19 protein-coding genes are annotated in these 17,100 nt (G+C 59.2%); 10 read left to right on the top strand and 9 right to left on the bottom strand.

Features of this window, described 5'->3' with window-relative positions; translation table 11 throughout:
- Positions 1-51 precede the first annotated feature (51 nt).
- From rpiA to AC2FFD_RS10975, 6 genes are all read left to right on the top strand, one after another.
- Complete coding sequence (rpiA, locus tag AC2FFD_RS11000; protein ID WP_257600462.1) at positions 52-840, top strand: ribose-5-phosphate isomerase RpiA; 789 nt, start codon at positions 52-54, stop codon at positions 838-840.
- A 126-nt stretch (positions 841-966) separates the two neighbouring features.
- On the top strand, positions 967-2,325 hold the full coding sequence (gor, locus tag AC2FFD_RS10995) for a glutathione-disulfide reductase (RefSeq protein ID WP_496873075.1): 1,359 nt from the start codon (positions 967-969) through the stop codon (positions 2,323-2,325).
- A gap of 72 nt (positions 2,326-2,397) precedes the next feature.
- A complete protein-coding gene (gene hflK, locus AC2FFD_RS10990) occupies positions 2,398-3,540 on the top strand; it encodes an FtsH protease activity modulator HflK (protein ID WP_257600463.1) in 1,143 nt (380 codons plus the stop codon).
- Positions 3,540-4,436, top strand: a complete 897-nt coding sequence (gene hflC, locus AC2FFD_RS10985; RefSeq protein ID WP_170346574.1) for a protease modulator HflC — start codon at positions 3,540-3,542, stop codon at positions 4,434-4,436. The genes hflK and hflC overlap by 1 nt, the downstream gene beginning before the upstream one ends.
- Positions 4,436-4,630, top strand: coding sequence for a DUF2065 domain-containing protein (locus AC2FFD_RS10980; protein ID WP_480684618.1), 195 nt, complete (start codon positions 4,436-4,438; stop codon positions 4,628-4,630). Before hflC ends, AC2FFD_RS10980 begins: the two co-directional genes overlap by 1 nt.
- A 110-nt stretch (positions 4,631-4,740) precedes the next feature.
- Positions 4,741-6,255, top strand: coding sequence for a Do family serine endopeptidase (locus AC2FFD_RS10975; RefSeq protein ID WP_170346576.1), 1,515 nt, complete (start codon positions 4,741-4,743; stop codon positions 6,253-6,255).
- Positions 6,256-6,478: 223 nt separating this feature from the next.
- On the opposite strand, the gene AC2FFD_RS10970 is transcribed toward AC2FFD_RS10975, so the two are convergent.
- The 5 genes from AC2FFD_RS10970 to AC2FFD_RS10950 all read right to left on the bottom strand — a co-directional run bounded on the left by AC2FFD_RS10970 (position 6,479) and on the right by AC2FFD_RS10950 (position 10,712).
- The gene (locus tag AC2FFD_RS10970) at positions 6,479-7,147 is read right to left on the bottom strand and encodes a Crp/Fnr family transcriptional regulator (protein WP_170346577.1); all 669 of its coding nucleotides are present in this window, start codon (positions 7,145-7,147) and stop codon (positions 6,479-6,481) included.
- Between the two features lie 113 nt (positions 7,148-7,260).
- A complete protein-coding gene (locus AC2FFD_RS10965; protein ID WP_170346578.1) occupies positions 7,261-7,866 on the bottom strand; it encodes an inner membrane-spanning protein YciB in 606 nt (201 codons plus the stop codon).
- Positions 7,867-7,882: 16 nt separating this feature from the next.
- Entirely contained in the window at positions 7,883-8,785 is a 903-nt protein-coding gene (locus tag AC2FFD_RS10960; protein ID WP_170346579.1) for an EamA family transporter, read from the bottom strand.
- A gap of 90 nt (positions 8,786-8,875) precedes the next feature.
- Positions 8,876-10,015: a signal recognition particle-docking protein FtsY gene (ftsY, locus tag AC2FFD_RS10955; RefSeq protein WP_170346580.1), complete on the bottom strand. Its 1,140-nt coding sequence runs from the start codon at positions 10,013-10,015 to the stop codon at positions 8,876-8,878.
- A gap of 58 nt (positions 10,016-10,073) precedes the next feature.
- Positions 10,074-10,712, bottom strand: coding sequence for a lysoplasmalogenase family protein (locus AC2FFD_RS10950; RefSeq protein WP_425078030.1), 639 nt, complete (start codon positions 10,710-10,712; stop codon positions 10,074-10,076).
- A gap of 140 nt (positions 10,713-10,852) precedes the next feature.
- Here AC2FFD_RS10950 and AC2FFD_RS10945 point away from each other — a divergent pair, with 140 nt between their 5' ends.
- On the top strand, positions 10,853-11,248 hold the full coding sequence (locus AC2FFD_RS10945; protein ID WP_245223387.1) for a hypothetical protein: 396 nt from the start codon (positions 10,853-10,855) through the stop codon (positions 11,246-11,248).
- Here AC2FFD_RS10945 and AC2FFD_RS10940 read toward each other — a convergent pair whose 3' ends face one another.
- Positions 11,249-11,890, bottom strand: a complete 642-nt coding sequence (locus tag AC2FFD_RS10940) for a glutathione S-transferase family protein (RefSeq protein WP_210092177.1) — start codon at positions 11,888-11,890, stop codon at positions 11,249-11,251.
- Positions 11,891-11,893: 3 nt separating this feature from the next.
- Entirely contained in the window at positions 11,894-13,378 is a 1,485-nt protein-coding gene (xseA, locus tag AC2FFD_RS10935; protein ID WP_496873074.1) for an exodeoxyribonuclease VII large subunit, read from the bottom strand.
- A gap of 75 nt (positions 13,379-13,453) precedes the next feature.
- On the opposite strand from xseA, the gene purD reads away from it, so the two are divergent.
- Positions 13,454-14,722 carry a phosphoribosylamine--glycine ligase gene (gene purD / locus AC2FFD_RS10930; protein ID WP_496873073.1) on the top strand — a complete coding sequence of 423 codons (1,269 nt, stop codon included), beginning with the start codon at positions 13,454-13,456 and terminating at the stop codon, positions 14,720-14,722.
- Positions 14,723-14,855: 133 nt separating this feature from the next.
- Here the strand turns inward: purD and AC2FFD_RS10925 are convergent, their stop codons facing one another.
- Both AC2FFD_RS10925 and AC2FFD_RS10920 read right to left on the bottom strand, forming a co-directional pair.
- Entirely contained in the window at positions 14,856-15,599 is a 744-nt protein-coding gene (locus AC2FFD_RS10925; protein WP_496873072.1) for an FG-GAP repeat domain-containing protein, read from the bottom strand.
- Complete coding sequence (locus tag AC2FFD_RS10920; RefSeq protein WP_170346586.1) at positions 15,599-15,922, bottom strand: 2Fe-2S iron-sulfur cluster-binding protein; 324 nt, start codon at positions 15,920-15,922, stop codon at positions 15,599-15,601. The genes AC2FFD_RS10925 and AC2FFD_RS10920 overlap by 1 nt, the downstream gene beginning before the upstream one ends.
- A 127-nt stretch (positions 15,923-16,049) precedes the next feature.
- On the opposite strand from AC2FFD_RS10920, the gene AC2FFD_RS10915 reads away from it, so the two are divergent.
- Positions 16,050-16,421 carry an OB-fold nucleic acid binding domain-containing protein gene (locus AC2FFD_RS10915; RefSeq protein WP_496873071.1) on the top strand — a complete coding sequence of 124 codons (372 nt, stop codon included), beginning with the start codon at positions 16,050-16,052 and terminating at the stop codon, positions 16,419-16,421.
- A 246-nt stretch (positions 16,422-16,667) separates the two neighbouring features.
- On the top strand, positions 16,668-17,054 hold the full coding sequence (locus AC2FFD_RS10910; protein ID WP_496873070.1) for a hypothetical protein: 387 nt from the start codon (positions 16,668-16,670) through the stop codon (positions 17,052-17,054).
- Positions 17,055-17,100 lie beyond the last annotated feature (46 nt).

The raw sequence follows: 17,100 nt of genomic DNA, 5'->3' as shown, positions 1-17,100 counted from the left end.
TCGCGCGGCGCATTCCCTATAACTCGGGCAGGCCAAACTGGGAAAGCTGCCATGACCGGAGAACTGTCGCCCATCGACACCGCAAAATACGTGGCCGCATGTCGTGCCGCCCAAATGGTCGAGGACGGCATGCGCGTGGGTCTTGGAACGGGATCCACTGCGGCCTGGCTGGTCCGTCGTTTGGGCGAACGGGTGCAGGACGAAGGTCTGCGGATCAAGGGCGTTCCCACATCCACCCGCACCGCGCAGCTGGCACGCGAAGTCGGGATCGAAGTCATTTCTCTGGATCAGGCCGGGTGGCTGGACATGACCATCGACGGCGCGGATGAATTCGACGCTGACCTGAACCTGATCAAGGGCGGCGGCGGCGCGCATTTGCAGGAAAAGATCGTTGCCACGGCCAGCGATCAGATGATCGTCATCGCCGATGCCGGGAAAGAGGTGGAAACGCTGGGTGCTTTCCCTCTGCCGGTCGAGGTTGTTCCATTTGGCTGGCAAACCACGCGGACACTGATCGAAGAAGCGCTGGACGCGATGGATGTACTTGGGACCTCGTCGGCGCTGCGTATGAATGGCGCGGCCCCGTTTGTGACTGATGAGGGCAACCACATTCTGGACCTGCATCTGCAACGCATCGGCAATCCCCGTCAGATGGCCTTGATCCTCAATCAGGTTCCCGGCGTGGTGGAAAACGGCCTGTTCATCGATATCTGTGACAAGGTCGTCATTGGCCATGGCGACGGGCGGGTCGAGCTGCGGGATATCAACGCGGGCACCCTTGAACTGGATCAACTGTTGAGTGGAACCCGGGAAAACCTGTTTTCCGACCAAACGGACTGAGTTTTATGCAAGCCAATCGGACAAGCGTCGGCAAAAGACCGAAAATTCCACGCCCGGGGGTTGGCACCGCGGTTTTCGCGCCCAGATATCCAGAGGATTTTTGCAAGTTGAACGAAGGAACCCGGCATGAGCTTTGACTATGATCTTTTCGTCATCGGCGGAGGCTCGGGCGGGGTCCGGGCGGCACGTGTGGCGGCGGGTGAAACCGGTGCAAAGGTCGCGCTGGCTGAAGAAGACCGCTATGGCGGCACCTGTGTGATCCGGGGTTGCGTGCCAAAGAAACTGATGGTCTTTGCCAGCGAATACTCGGGCATGGTCGAAGACGCACAAGCCTATGGTTGGGACGTTCAGCCCGGCGCGTTTGACTGGGACATGTTTCACGGCAAACTGGTTGCCGAACTGGATCGGCTGGAAGGAATTTATCGCAGCATCCTGAAAAACAACGGCGTTGAAAGCTTTGATCAACGCGCGCGCCTGGTGGATGCGCACACGGTCGAACTGACCGATGGAACCCGGAAAACCGCCAAACACATCCTGATCGCCACCGGCGGCCGCCCGGTTGTGCCGGATTTCCCGGGATCGGATCTTGCGATCACGTCGAACGAGATTTTCCATCTGGACAAGTTGCCCCAGAGCATTCTGATCGTCGGCGGTGGCTATATCGCCAGCGAATTCGCCGGGATCATGAACGGTCTGGGCGTCAAGACCACGCAATTCTACCGCGGTGCGCAGATCCTGCGTGGCTTTGATGAAGAAGCGCGTGGGCTGATCTGCGAAGAGATGCGCCAGAACGGCATCGACGTGCGTCTGGGCACCAATGTTCTGGAAATGGCCAGAGACGGCGACCAGATCCGCGTCAAGGCAACCGACGGCACCGAGGATCGTTTTGACGTGGTCATGTACGCCACGGGCCGCGCGCCGAATGCCGACAATCTCGGGCTGGAAGAACTGGGCGTCGAACGTGGTCGCAAGGGTGAGATCGTCGTGGACGAATACAGCCAGACCGCTGTTCCGTCGATCTATGCCATTGGCGACGTCACGGATCGGGTCAACCTGACGCCCGTGGCCATCCGTGAAGGTATGGCTTTTGTGGAAACCGTTTTCAAAGGCAACCCGACACCGGTGGATCACGACCTGATCCCGACCGCGATCTTCACGCAACCTGAATTCGGCACAGTTGGCCTGAGCGAGGAAGAAGCCTCGGCCCAGGAACCGATCGAGGTCTATGCCACGTCGTTCAAGCCGATGCAGAAGGCGTTTGCCGGTGGCACGCAGCGGGTTTTGATGAAACTGATCGTCTCTCAGGCCACGCGTAAGGTTCTAGGGTGCCATATCGTGGCCCCGGGGGCCGGTGAGATGATCCAGCTGGCTGGCATCGCCGTAAAGATGGGCGCGACGAAAGAAGATTTTGACCGCACGGTTGCAGTTCATCCGGTGATGGCCGAAGAACTGGTGACAATGCGGCAACCTGTACGCACCGCTTGATTTGCAAGCGCGCGCACACACGTTACAAGGGAACCCGTGATCACACGGTCCAATACAAGGGAAAAGATACATATGGCGGGCAACAGCGGCGGCCCCTGGGGGGGCGGAGGCTCATCCGGAGGCGGAGGAAATCGGGGTAACAACGGGGATGGGCGCAAGCCCCCCGAAGGCGAAGGCCCGCAGATTCCCGAAATCGACGAGCTGATGAAAAAAGGCCAGGAGCAGCTGCGCGTCCTGATGGGCGGTCGCGGCGGCGGTGGCCGTGGTGGCAGCGGTGGTCAGGGCGGTGGAGGCCCGGCCTTTACCAAAGGCACTGTTGCGATCGGCCTGGTTGCGGCTGCCGTTTTGTGGGGGCTGGCCAGCTTTTACACTGTAAAACCGGAAGAACAGTCAGTTGAGCTGTTTCTGGGTGAGTTCTCGGCCGTTGGCAATCCGGGTCTGAACTTTGCGCCATGGCCGTTTGTCACTGCCGAGGTGATTCCGGTCACTCGCGAACAGACCGAAGATATGGGCGGAGCCCGCGGCAGCGACGATGGGCTCATGCTGACCGGCGACGAAAACGTGGTCGATATCGACTATCAGGTCGTCTGGAACATCAGCGATCCGGCCAAGTTCCTGTTCAATCTTCGTGATCCACGCCAGACCATCCGCGCCGTGTCGGAATCGGCGATGCGCGAGATTATCGCGCAGAGCGAGCTGGCACCGATTCTGAACAGGGATCGTGGCATCATCGCGGATCGTCTACAGGAACTGATTCAGGCGACCATGGACAGCTATGATTCGGGGATTAACATTGTTCGCGTCAACTTCGACAAAGCCGACCCGCCGCAGGACGTGATCGCCGCCTTCCGCGACGTTCAGGCCGCCGCGCAGGAGCGTGACCGGCTGCAAAACGTCGCTGACGCCTACGCCAACCGGGTTCTGGCTGAGGCGCGCGGTGAAGCTGCCCAGGTTCTGGAAGAAGCCGAAGCCTACCGCGCACAGCAGATCAACAGCGCCATGGGTGAAGCCAGCCGTTTCAGTGCGGTTTTGGAAGAATACTCCAAAGCGCCTGAGGTGACCCGCAAGCGTCTGTATCTGGAACGGATGGAGCAGGTTCTGGGTGACGTCGACAAGATCATTCTGGACGAAAACTCGACCGGATCGGGGCAGGGCGTTGTACCTTACCTGCCGCTGAACGAACTGCGCCGCAATTCCGGACAGGAGAGCAACTGATGCGTAAAACGACCTTTATTCTACCGATCGTTTTCATCGCGATTGTTGGTGTTCTGTCCTCGATCTTTATCGTGGATGAACGTGAGCGCGCGTTGGTTCTGCAATTTGGCCGCGTTGTTGCGGTCAAGGAAGAGCCGGGTCTGGCGTTCAAGATCCCGCTGATACAAGAAGTTGTCCGCTATGACGACCGGATCCTGTCCATCGACGTTCAACCGTTGGAGGTTACGCCTCTGGATGATCGTCGTCTCGTGGTGGACGCTTTTGCACGTTACCGGATTTCGGACCTGAACCAGTTCCGTCAGGCCGTTGGTGTCGGTGGTATTCCGGTCGCCGAAGACCGTCTGGATCGTATCCTGCGCGCCGAAACCCGCGAAGTACTGGGTTCGGTGTCGTCACGAGACATCCTCAGTTCAGACCGTGCCGCGCTGATGCTGCGCATCCGCAACAGCGCGATTGCCGAGGCACGTGCGCTGGGCGTCAACGTGATCGACGTACGCCTGAAAGCGACCGACTTGCCGCAAGCCAACCTCGAGGCAACCTTCGACCGGATGAAGGCCGAACGCGAACGTGAGGCGACCGACGAACGCGCCCGCGGCAACGAAGCTGCGCAGCGTGTACGCGCGCAAGCTGATCGTACCGTGGTCGAGCTGGTTTCGGATGCGCGCCGCGAGGCCGAGATCATCCGTGGTGAAGCTGACGCCGAACGAAACGCGATCTTTGCTGAAGCCTACGGTGCAGACCCGGAGTTCTTCGAGTTCTATCGCTCGCTGACCGCGTACGAAAAAGCGTTGCAGGGCGGCAATAGCTCATTGATCCTGAGCCCGGATTCCGAGTTCTTCAACTATCTCAGTTCACCAACGGGACGGTCGGCCCCGGCTGCCGCGCCGTCTGAATAATGGGTATGATCCTTCTGGCCTTCGGGCTGGTGCTGATTGTCGAGGGGCTGGCCTATGCGCTGGCCCCTTCGCTTGTCGAACGGATGCTTGAAGCCCTGCGGGACATGCCAGAGCAAGCCCGGCGTCTGGTCGGATTGCTGTGTGTGATCAGCGGGCTGATCCTGCTTTGGGGCGCGCAACACCTGGGATTTTGACGCTGCGGTTTCACTTGCCGGTGATTTCGTTGCGATCCCGAGTTGCTCGTGGGGTCAAACTGACTACATTGGTTTGTAAGAAAGGCCGTGAACAAGCGGTCTTGACGAGAATGTCGACAAGGAGAGCTCAAGTGCAGGCGAAAGCGCGCAGTGTATCCGTCCGGTGGGACGAAGTGAGTGTTTGGATGCGGCTGATGTGGCTGGCTTTTGCCGGTTCACTGCTTTTGCTGGCGCAATCGGCGGTGGCACAGGCGAGGGGCGAAAGCCTGGCACCACTGGCCGAGAAAGTCAGCCCGGCGGTTGTGAACATCACCACCAGCACCCTGATCGAGGGCCGGACCGGCCCGCAGGGCATCGTGCCCGAAGGTTCTCCGTTTGAAGACTTCTTTCGCGAGTTCCAGGACCGAAACGGCGGAGAAAACGACAACGCGCCGCGTCGCAGCAATGCGTTGGGGTCGGGGTTCGTGATCTCGGAAGACGGCTTTATCGTCACGAACAACCATGTGATTGCCGAAGCTGATGAGATCCTTGTGGAATTCTTTCCCGGCGATGGTCAGCCCAAGAAAGAACTGGTGGCCAAAGTCATCGGAACTGATGAGAAGACCGATATCGCTCTGCTCAAGGTCGAGGCTTCGGGTCCGCTGAAATACGTGAAGTTCGGCAACAGCGATGTGGCGCGTGTCGGGGACTGGGTCATCGCCATGGGTAACCCGCTTGGGCAAGGCTTTTCGGTATCGGCAGGGATCGTTTCAGCCCGCAACCGAGCGCTGAGCGGAACCTATGACGACTACATTCAGACGGATGCGGCGATCAACCGGGGCAACTCGGGCGGGCCGCTGTTCAACATGGACGGCGAAGTGATCGGTGTGAACACCGCAATCCTGTCGCCCAACGGCGGTTCGATCGGCATCGGTTTCTCGATGGCATCGAATGTCGTCGTGAAGGTCGTGGATCAACTGCGCAAATATGGCGAGACCCGTCGCGGCTGGCTGGGCGTCCGCATTCAGGACGTAACCGAGGACATGGCCGAAGCCATGGGGCTGGAAAAGCCGGGCGGCGCGCTGATCAGCGATGTACCGGAGGGTCCCGCCAAAGAAGCCGGATTGAAGGCGGGTGACGTGATCCTCAGCTTTGACGGCGTCGAGGTGGAAGACACCCGTGGCCTGGTGCGTCAGGTCGGCGAAGCAGAGGTCGGCAAATCCGTCAGAGTGATCGTGCACCGCGACGGCGGAACGCAGACCGTACTTGTGACACTGGGGCGTCGGGAAGATGCGGAACGCTCCGACAGTGGCGAGGAGGAACCGCAGGAAGCTCCGATTGAAGAGAACGCGGATATTCTGGGCCTCACGATTTCCCCCCTGACTGATACCCTGCGTGCAGATCTGGGGCTGGATTCTGATGCAGACGGTCTTGTGATTACGGATGTCGATGAAGCATCCGAGGCGTATGCCAAGGGGATGCGGGCGGGTGACCTGATCACCGAAGCAGGCCAGCAAAAGGTGGAAACCATCGGAGATCTCGAAGCTCGGATGGAAGAATCGCGCGAAGCCGGTCGCAAATCTCTGCTGCTGTTGGTGCGCAGGGGCGGTGATCCGCGTTTTGTGGCGCTGAGCCTTGAGAACTGATTGAACGGGCCGGGATAACCTCCCGGCCTATTTTCTGGCTGCGGGCCGGACCGGATTTTACCGGCACGCAAATAAAATGAGCCATACGCAGTGATTGCGTATGGCTCAGATACAGGGAGAGGTCAGTGGACAGATATCGGGGATGATTCTCTGACCTCCTACGGTAACAAACTCACCTTAGGTCAGAGCGGAATCAATGGTCTGTGAACCAGGTCACACCTGATCAAATAAGATCTGAATCAGCCAATTCCCGCAGGGCTTCAAAATCCTGGATCAGCAAACCGCCACGAGAGGCTTCGACCATGTTGTCGCGTTTCCATGTCGAGATGGTTTTGGAAACCGCCTCGCGCGTGGCTCCGACAAACTCGGCCAGCTCGCTCTGCGACAGGGTGATGCGCGCGGACGGGTCGTCCTGCAAACCCGACAGGTGCAGCAGCTTGCGAGCCAGCCTGATCGGCATGGGCAGAAACACCTGTTCGTTCAATTGCGATCCCATCCATCGCATCCGCAATCCGGCAAGTCGGATCATATCCACTGCCAGATCAGGCTGTTGTCTGATCTGGTTCATAACGTCGTTGCGGCGCACACGCAGAACACGTGATTGTTCTGCCGCCGCAATGGTGGCCGTACGCGGGCCATTGTCAAACAACGCGATTTCACCGAAGACTTCACCGGGGCGCATCAAGGTCAGCGTCAGTTTGCGGCCGCTCATTGCCAGAAAGGAAACCTCCAATGTGCCTTCCAGAATGGCATAGAGAGAGTCGCCCTCGTCGCCTTGTTCAAAAAGTACATCACCTTGGGACAGAGATATTTCGGTCGCCTGCGCCGAAAGCATTTCTCTGAGCCCGTCGGAAGCTTCGGCAAGGAAGCCGCTGTTGGGAAAGGCCGTCATGTATGCACCGATCTTGGGCAAAGTATGAGTGTGGGTGGTGGTACAACTTCCCATAGCTGGGCGCTCAAGCCAAGAATTTTGTTTGTTTTGGCAGGTCTGGCGGGTGCAGGGGGCTATTTCTGCTCGGGATCGTCCATATATCGTTGCAGAATGCTGAACTGAAGCATCAGGAAGGCCATCAGCGCGATGGGAAAGCCGAAGGTCTCGATCTTGACCCATAGATCCGTCGACATGGTGCGCCAGACGAATTCGTTTGCGGTGGCCAGTACGGCGAAACACGCGCACAGGCGGCGCGTGAGTATCATCCAGCCTTCGTGTTTCATCGGCAGCATTTCGTCCAGAACATAGGCCAGATAGGATTTCTTTTGCATCAGACCGATGCCGAGGATCAGGGCAAAAAGCCCATAGACAAGCGTGGTTTTCATCTTGAAGAACCGCTCGTCGTTGAACCAGGCTGTGAGGCCGCCGAAGAAAATCACCATGAAGGCCGTGAAGATCTGCATCCGGCTGAGTTTGCCGGTCAGATACCACAGGATACCCATTGCCCCCAGCATCAGCGGGACGAAGATTATCGTGGCGATGATAAACCCGGAATACTCGATGCCGCCGATCAGAAAGCTGTCGTCGCGCAGGCGCAGGTAGATGAAGAAGAAGGCCAGCGGGGGGCCAAGTTCCAGAACCTGTTTCAGAAACGGGTTGATGTCTTTTTTGCCTGTCATCTGTACTTCCTGCTGCTTACCCGCCCATTTCAACTATTACGGCGCCAAGTGCAATCAATGCCATCAGGGCAATGCGTCTTGGGCCGACAGTTTCCTTTAGCACAAGCCAGCCGATCAGCGCAGCGAAGACCGTTGAGGTTTCGCGCAGAACGGCTGCTTCACCGACCTTGTCCAACCGGGTGGCCAGCATGATCGCCCCGAAGGACAAAGGGGCGATGATACCGCCGGCGAGGCCGCGCAGCATCAGCGGGCCAGGTGCAGGTCTGTGCGCCATCGCGCGCCACCTGAGAAATGCGTAGATCGGCATGGCCGCGCCGTCGATCATGAAGAACCAGGCCAGAAAGGTGAACGGATCGGCGGTGGCGCGAATGCCATAGGCGTCATAGGTGGTGTACAGGGCCACAAACAGGCCTGTGATGATCGCCAGTGTCAGCGCGATGCCCAGCGTATCCCTGTCGGTTTCCAGGAACCTGAAGTTGTAGGCGGCCAATCCGAATATCCCGGCCAGCAACGTAGCTACGCCCAGCCATTGCACGGCCGAGAATGTTTCCCCGAACAGAAGATAGGCACCGATGACGGTGAACAGCGGACCCGTCCCGCGCACCACCGGATAGACGACGGTGTAAGAGCCTTTGGTGTATGCCATGGCTTGCAGGGTCTTGTAGGCGATGTGGATCAGCCAGACGAGTGCGAAGATCGGCCACATATGAGGTTCGGGCCATGGGACCACGAAAAAGGCGAAGGGGGCTGCCATAAGGCAATAGCAGGCGTCGATCGCGCCGCGGGACAGCCACGGGTCGTGCCTGCCTTTTTGCAATGCACCGAAGACCGCGTGCAGGAACGCCGCCATCAAGGCCAGCGCCAATGCCAGTTGGTGTCCGGTCTCGGTGCCTTCGAGAGAGATCAGCCAGTCGCTCAAATACGCGGACCTTTTGCGGAGCGGAGAGGGTGGGGGGCTGTCTGCCCCCCACACCCCCCGAGGATATTTGGGGCCAGATGAAGCCTGGGATCAGCCTTTGTCGAGACCGGTGAGGGCGGCGGCGAATTCTTCGGGGTCGAAAGGGGCAAGGTCGTCGATCTGTTCGCCGACTCCGATCGCGTGGATGGGCAACCCGAATTTGTCTGCCAGGGCAACAAGAACACCGCCCTTGGCCGTGCCGTCCAGCTTGGTCATGACCAGACCGGAAACGTCCGCCAGATTGCGGAACGTTTCCACCTGGCTCAGTGCGTTCTGTCCGGTGGTGGCGTCGAGTACGAGCAAGGTATTGTGTGGAGCGGTGTCATCAACCTTGCGGATGACGCGGACGATTTTGGCCAGTTCCTCCATCAGGTCGGTGCGGTTTTGCAGGCGGCCTGCCGTATCTATCATCAGCAGATCGGCGCCCTCTGCCTGTGCACGGGTCAGCGCGTCAAAGGCGAGGCTGGCAGGGTCCGAGCCTTCTGGTGCGGTCAGAACCGGAACTCCGGCGCGATCGCCCCAGACCTGCAACTGTTCCACGGCCGCAGCGCGGAAGGTGTCGCCGGCGGCGATGATGACCTTTTTGCCGGCCTCTTTGAACTGGCTGGCCAGTTTTCCAATTGTCGTGGTCTTGCCCGAGCCGTTGACGCCGACGACCAGTACCACTTGTGGCCGTTTGGGATAGATCGGCAGAGGCTTGGCCACAGGCTCCATCACGCGGGCGACTTCCTGGGCCAGAAGTTGCTTGATCTCTGTGGTCGACAGTTTGCGGCCAAAGCGGCCCTCAGCCATGTTAGACGTGACCCGCAAGGCCGTGTCGACGCCCATGTCCGAGGCGATCAGCAGCTCTTCGAGCTGTTCCAGCATGTCATCGTCCAGGGTGCGGCGCATTTCCGTGGCGGCGCCTCGATTGAACAGGCGGTTCAGGATACCCTTGGATTCCGGTATTTCCGGCGGTGGAGCGACAGGCGTGGGGTCAGCCGGGATCGGTGCCGGCGGTTCAACCGGTTGCGGGGCCGGGGCAGGCTCTGGCACTTCTGGAACGGGTTGCGGATCGGGCTGCGGCTGGGGGATCACCGGGTCCGGCGCCGCCGTTTCCTCGCCGCCATCCTCGACGATGGCTTCCAGCCCTTCTTCAAGACGAGATGAAGATTTGAACAGCTTGTCCTTTAGCTTTGAGAAAAACGCCATACTTGGTCTCCACAGGTGTTCCCTTCACCTAATGCGGATTTGCGGCAGTTGCAAAGGGTCACACAAACGCAAGGACAAAGCCAAGCTGAGCACCCCAGTAAAGGGGCCACACCAGATAAGGCGTTACCTTAAGGGCAGGGTGGTTCGGTGGCAGCAGGAATTTCTCGGTTGCGAGGATCAGATCTGACGCGATGAAGGCCATGGCGGCGGGCAAGGCCCACTGAAGCGGGCCGGCATCCGGCAGTGCCAGCACAGTGATCCCCATTCCGAGAATGATCGGGATATAGGCCAGAACGGGCCCCTTCAGGTCTCCGGCGCGGGGCGCAAGCAGTGTGGCCATGATGATGCCAAGAATGATCAAGGACCATACAATCTCTGGTGCGTTCCAAATCAGCGCAACGGAACTTGTCGGATGAGACAGGAACAGAGCGATATAGGCCAGATGCCCGGCGGCAAAAGCGGCGATGCCCGCCATGAACGTGGCATCTGTTTCGCGTGACAGCATAGCGTCGCCGGACGCACACAGAGCGAGCGCAAGAACCAACAACCAAGGCCCACCGTGCAAGACGGCTATGACCGCCAACAAGACGACCGAAGCGGTTTTCAGCACGGTGCGCAAAGATCCGGCGGGTCGGGAGGTCAGCGGCAGATAACCAAGGGCACTGCCAAGGGCGATCCAGAACAGTATGGTTGTCATGTCATCTCCTCGCCGGTTCAGAATAATCTGATCTGCGGCGTGGCGTGAAATCAACCGCTTACGTTGAGTTAAGTGTTATGTGATGACACCGGTCCAACAGGCGAATGGCATGACCGGAGCGCTTCTGCCAAAATGGAAACATGTTCAGATCCTTTATGATTCTTGCAACTTTTGCCGCACAGTCAGTGGCGGCACAAACGCCTTTGTCTGACTCGGAGTTCGACAAGTATACGCAGGGTAAAACTCTGTTCTACGGGTTCGAAGGTCAGATTTACGGGGTGGAGCGGTATCTTCCGAACCGTCGTGTGATCTGGTCTTTTCTCGACGGGAATTGCAAGGAAGGTATTTGGTATCAGCAGGGTGAACAGATTTGCTTTGTCTACGAAGACAGGCTGGATCCGCAATGCTGGGTTTTCACTCAATCCGGTGGCGGTTTGATTGCGCAATTCGAAGGTAATCCGGAAGCGACCGAACTGTATGAGGCAGAGGATCTTGGGGAAGAAATGGTTTGTTACGGGCCCGACGTTGGCGTTTGATCAGTTTCGGCGCAGCTCGTCATAGCTGATCATGACATGGGTCTGGTAGGCTGGCCTTTCGGTCAGCGTGTCATAGTACCGGCGCAAATTGGGCAGTGATGTACGTGATATATCGATGTCATAGTAGCGATAGAGAACGTGTCCCAACTGGATATCGGCCAAAGTCAGGCAGGAACCGCACAGGAACGCATGTTCAGACAGTTGCGCATCGGCGATTGCCAGCGTGCTTTCTAGCGCTGTCAGGGCTTTTTCGATTGCATGGTGGTCGTGCTCTGCCTCCGGTGTCCGCACAACCCGCCAGAACACAGGTACCGTGAATGCCATCGCGACGTTGATCTTGGCCCATTCCGCCCACTTGTCCACTTCGGCTTGCCGGGTCGGGTCGCGTGGCCAAAAATCATCTTCACCATACGCGGAGGCCAGATACCGCAGGATTGGGCCCGTCTCCCAAAGCGGGGGGCGTTCGCCATCCTGTATCACAGGGATGGTGCCGTTTGGGTTCAGCTTGCGAAAGCCATCCGTGTTCAGCCCGCCGAACCTGTGCCCCACATCGTGGCGCTGAAACTCCAGCGCCAGTTCACCGACGCACCACATCAGGGCCTGTACATTGGATGATGTTCTTCGGCCCCAGATGGTCAGCATGGCCTAGAACAGCGATCCCTGATCCGGGGTGTCCGGTCTGGGTTTTTTCGAAGGTGACTTCGCGGCCGGGCCCGTGCTGAGAACACCATCGGCGAATTCGATTTCGAGCGCCGTTTGTTTGGCGGCCTGAGCCTTGGTGGTGATCACATTCCCTTCGGCCCGGACGACCGCGTATCCGCGGTCCAAAGTGGCCTTGTAGCTCAACGTCTCGCGCAGGCGATCCGTCGCTTCGAGTTGCTGTTTGAGGCGGTCCAGGCGCGTGGTTTGGGCCGTGTGCATTCGATCGCCAAGACGGTTCAGGTTTTGCCGCTGCTGGTCGATTTCCTTTTGGATCGGTCGCATGGACAGGCGCGAGGACAGGTTGTGTAGTGATTCCCGTCGTGCAGATACCAGACTGCGCAGGGTTGAGGGGCGCAGATGGGCAGACAGTTCCACCACTTGAAGGCGACGGTTCTGAACCCCGCGGATCAAGGCGGGTGTGAGTCGATCTGCAATCAAATCAAGGCGTTGTCTGGGAGAGTTCAACAGGCTATCCGGGCGCGGCAGGGCGCGGGACAGATCGCGCAGCCTTTGCGTTCGGCGTTGGACTGCATCCGTTGCCGCGCGGGACAGGCGTGCGCCTTGCTCGCCAGTCCAGGCAAGCAGTTCCATGCGGACGGGAACGGCCAGTTCGGCGGCCGCGGTGGGTGTTGGCGCGCGCTGGTCCGAAACGAAATCAATCAGGGTGGTGTCGGTTTCATGCCCAACGGCCGAGATCAACGGTATGTCCGACGCGGCTGCGGCGCGGGCGACGATCTCTTCATTGAAGCCCCAGAGGTCTTCGATCGATCCGCCGCCACGGGCCACGATGATCAGGTCGGGCCGGGGCAACGCGCCGCCGGGTGTCAATTGGTTGAAGCCTTCGATGGCGCGGGCAACCTCGGGCGCGCAGTTGGCCCCTTGAACCGCCACAGGCCAGATCAGCACCTTGCGCGGGAACCTGTCCCTGAGCCGATGCAGAATGTCGCGGATCACGGCGCCTGAGGGGGATGTGACCACGCCAATAACCTGCGGCAGGTATGGCAGGGGTTTTTTGCGTTCGGGCGCGAATAATCCTTCGGCCTCAAGCTGCTTCTTGCGCTTCTCCAGCAGCGCCATCAGCGCGCCCTGACCCGCGACGGAAACCTCATCGACATTCAGGTTGTATTTGGATTGCGCCCCGAAAGCCGTGAGGCGACCGGTGACGACGACCTCCAATCCTTCTTCGGGCACAACGGACAGGCCGGAAATCTGACCTTTCCACGTGGTGCAGGCCAAAACGTTCCTGTCGTCCTTGATGTCGTAGTACAGATGCCCGGATCGGGCTTTGAACACGCGCCCAACCTCACCGCGCACGCGGATTCGACCGAACGAGCCTTCGAGCGTCCGTTTCACCTCACCCGAAATTTCGGACACAGTGTATTCAGGGGTGTTTTGGCCTGGAATCGGGTCATCAAGCAGGTCGGACATTTCAGCGCCTTGTTTCAAATGCGCGCCCAGCTTAGAACGCCGCGCAGGCAAGGCCAAGCAGATCGGAGAGCTTTCATGAATATCCTCATTCTCGGCAGCGGCGGGCGCGAACACAGCCTGGCATGGGCAGTGCTGCAAAACCCCAAATGCGACCGTCTGATCGTGGCTCCGGGGAATGCGGGGATCGCTCAGATCGCTGACTGTGCCGCTCTGGATATTGAAAACGGCGGCGCTGTTGTCGGCTTTGCCGAAGAAAATGCGATTGATTTCGTGATTGTCGGACCCGAGGCGCCTTTGGCGGCCGGTGTGGCCGATCGGTTGCGCGAAGCCGGTGTATTGGTTTTTGGACCTTCAGCCGAGGCGGCGAAGCTGGAAGCGTCGAAAAGCTTCACCAAGGAAATCTGCGACGCGGCCAACGCCCCCACCGCGGCCTATGCCCGGTTTACCGAGGCTGAGCCTGCCAAAGCCTATATCCGCGAACAGGGCGCGCCGATTGTGGTCAAGGCCGATGGTCTGGCTGCAGGCAAGGGCGTGATCGTTGCGATGGACGAAATGACCGCATTGGACGCCATTGACGACATGTTCGGCGGTGCCTTTGGCGGTGCGGGCGCGGAAGTCGTCATCGAAGAATTCATGGATGGTGAAGAAGCCTCGCTGTTCGTTCTGTGCGATGGTGAGGACATTCTTTCAGTCGGCACGGCCCAGGATCACAAACGGGTTGGCGAGGGCGATACCGGCCTGAACACCGGCGGAATGGGGGCGTATTCTCCGGCACCGGTGTTGAGCGAAGAGGTGGAGGCGCGTGCGATGGAAGAAATCGTGCGCCCTACCATCGCCGAGATGAAGCGCCGGGGAACGCCGTTTCAGGGCGTTCTTTATGCAGGTTTGATGATCAAGGACGGGCAGCCAAGGCTGGTCGAATACAACGTCCGCTTCGGTGACCCGGAGTGTCAGGTGCTGATGATGCGTTTGGGCGCGCAGGCGATGGACCTGATGCACGCCGCTGCCGAAGGCAGGTTGGGTGAGATGCGGGTGAATTGGGCGGATGACCATGCCATCACGGTGGTGATGGCGGCCAATGGCTATCCGGGTACTTACAAGAAAGGCACTGCGATCAAAGGGCTTGAAGGCCTGCCGGAAGACAGCCGGAACATGGTGTTTCACGCTGGTACAAAGAGTGCCGATGGGCAGGTGGTTGCATCGGGCGGGCGCGTGCTGAACGTGACCGCCCGTGGGAGCACACTGAAGGAGGCGCGCGACCGGGCCTATGAAATGGTTGAAGCCGTGGATTGGCCTGACGGGTTTTACCGGCGCGATATCGGATGGCGTGCATTGGATGGTTGATCGGGCAGGGGGTTTGCCCCTCGGCCTTGCGGCCTCCCGGCGCTGCGCGCGTTCGCGGTCGAAATCGTCCACTGGACGATTTCCTTTCAACCGCTCATCCCTCAGGATTTTTTTGGCCAGATGAAGAGGCGGATCAGCAGTTCAGGGCTTGGGCTAGGCTTTTGCGGCCGTTGAACGGGCCCCGGTCGGATGTGATCCAGCCGTTGTCGTAAGAGACGCTGACGATCCGCGTCCAGTCGGCGCTGGCCACGATCAGTTCCGGGCGGTCGCCGCAGGTGCGCAGGCCGCCGGAGATGAAATCTTCACCGATCCTGTGGTTGGTCAATCCGGGCAGAGCCGCGATTTCGCTCAGGGCGTTGTCTTTGTAGCGCCAGATGCGCAGTGTTTTGGCCAGATGAGGACGGTCGATATAAGCGATTTCGATATGCCCGTCGCCGTCCAGGTCGGCGGCCCCGATCGGGGCAAGCCAGCGGAAGCGGGTGCCGATATGAGGCGTGGCCGCGATCTTGTCTCCGGCGGCGTCGTAAATCGCAAGTTGAGCCCCTGTTTTGTCGTGGGATTCAACGGCAATTGCTTCGCGTGCGCCGTCCAGGGTGACGTCTGCCAAGCGCGGGGCGATGTCTTCGAACACACGATCCTGCGGCAGACGAATAGTTACGACCGTACTGTCGGTCGTGAATTCCAGCGCGCCATATTCGATCGTGTCACCCAAAACGCCATGGGCGTAACGAGTGGTTGGTTCTGTGAAGCGGGCGTCGTTTATGGTATCTGCCGTGCCAGCTTGTGGCAGCGCGAGCCAAAGTCCGAAAGATAGCAAAGCGCCGCGTGCCCGACGTTGCCAAAAGCGGCGGGGCAGGCGCGGCGCCTTGTTGTGCATCAGATCTGCTTTTCGGGCATCTGAACGACCAGCCCGTCCAGCGCATCGGTGACCTTGATCTGGCATGTCAGGCGCGAGCGGGCCGGATCGGGCTCGAACGCAAAGTCCAGCATGTCTTCTTCCATGTCATCCTTGGCCGGAATTTTCTCGACCCAGTCGGGGTGGATGTAAACATGGCAGGTCGAGCAGGCGCAGGCGCCGCCGCAATCGGCCTCGATGCCGGGGATGTTGTTGTCACGGGCCCCTTCCATGACGGTCAGTCCGTTGGCGACCTCGACTGTGTGTTCGGTACCGCCGTGCTCGACATAGGTGATCTTTGCCATTGCGTGCGTCTTCCTTTTGCGATGTTCGATTTCTTCCTTAGTGAAGGCATTTAGGTCTTTCCAGCCTCATTTGCGACTCAGCGCGCCATGTCTGGACTTTCTTGTTGTTTGTTCTATTTTTGTTCTCATGCTTGTCGCACCCATTCGCCCTGTGGTTTCAAACCGGGATTGGCCGCGCCCGCCGTCCTGTCTGCCTTCCAGCCAACTGGTTTCCCCGCCCGAGGGCGCGCGCGTGGCTGTGGCCGGGCTTGTGATCCTGCGGCAGAGGCCGGGAACGGCCAAGGGCGTGATCTTTCTGACGCTTGAAGACGAGACCGGGATCGTGAATGTGGTGGTCTGGCGCAAAATCTACGAACGGTTCCGCCGTGCGGTGATTTCGGGGCGGTTGCTGAAGGTGACGGGCCGGATGCAGCGGGCGCATTCAGTGACCCATGTGATTGCGGAAGAAATCGAGGATATTTCGGGGATGCTGGATATGCTGGTGCGGGGCGAGGGGTAGGCCTGCTGTGACGGACAATAGCGGGCGGCTGCCTTGTTGCCTTGCGCGCAACAAGACCTGTACGCCGATGAATGTCGGTAAGTTTCCGCATATCACGCTGGGTCAAAGGCGCTTTTCCGCCAATTCGGCATTGGTCGGTCGACTCTTCGATGCCGTGTTAGTACTGCGGGCATCTCTATGCGTCGGCCTGTGTCTGAACGCAGGCGCGACGGCACGCCACTCAACATCTTCTCAGAGTCAGTTCAGATGCCTGAAGTAACACGAAATGGATCGTTCGAAAAAGCCGTCCAGATGGATGAGAGCCAGATTGCCGGTCGCCTTGGCGAACTGTTGGAGCATACGCGTTCAAAAGGATACGTGCATACCGCCAGAATGATCGAGGAAGCATTGAGTGCCCACTCTTTCGAGCGCAGACACCTTGGGAACACCCAAAAATACCTCTCGGAATTGCAGCGTCTAAAGCGCAAAGAGATGACACGCTTGGTGCGGGAAACGGATGGGAAGAAGCAGGCGGCTTTTGTCCTGACGCCCCGGATGCGCGTTGACCACAGAAATCCTGCCGCGCTGCGCAGTGGGGTTTGGAGGAACACCCCGATGCCTTTCCTGGCGGAACCCGAATTCAAGTTTCGCTAGCCGAACCTGCCGTGGCCAAGCCAGCCAGGGCTGATGATCAGCGTCA

The organism is Ruegeria sp. YTSC002 (genome assembly GCF_059609845.1).
This window is presented reverse-complemented; position numbering and strand designations above follow the sequence as displayed.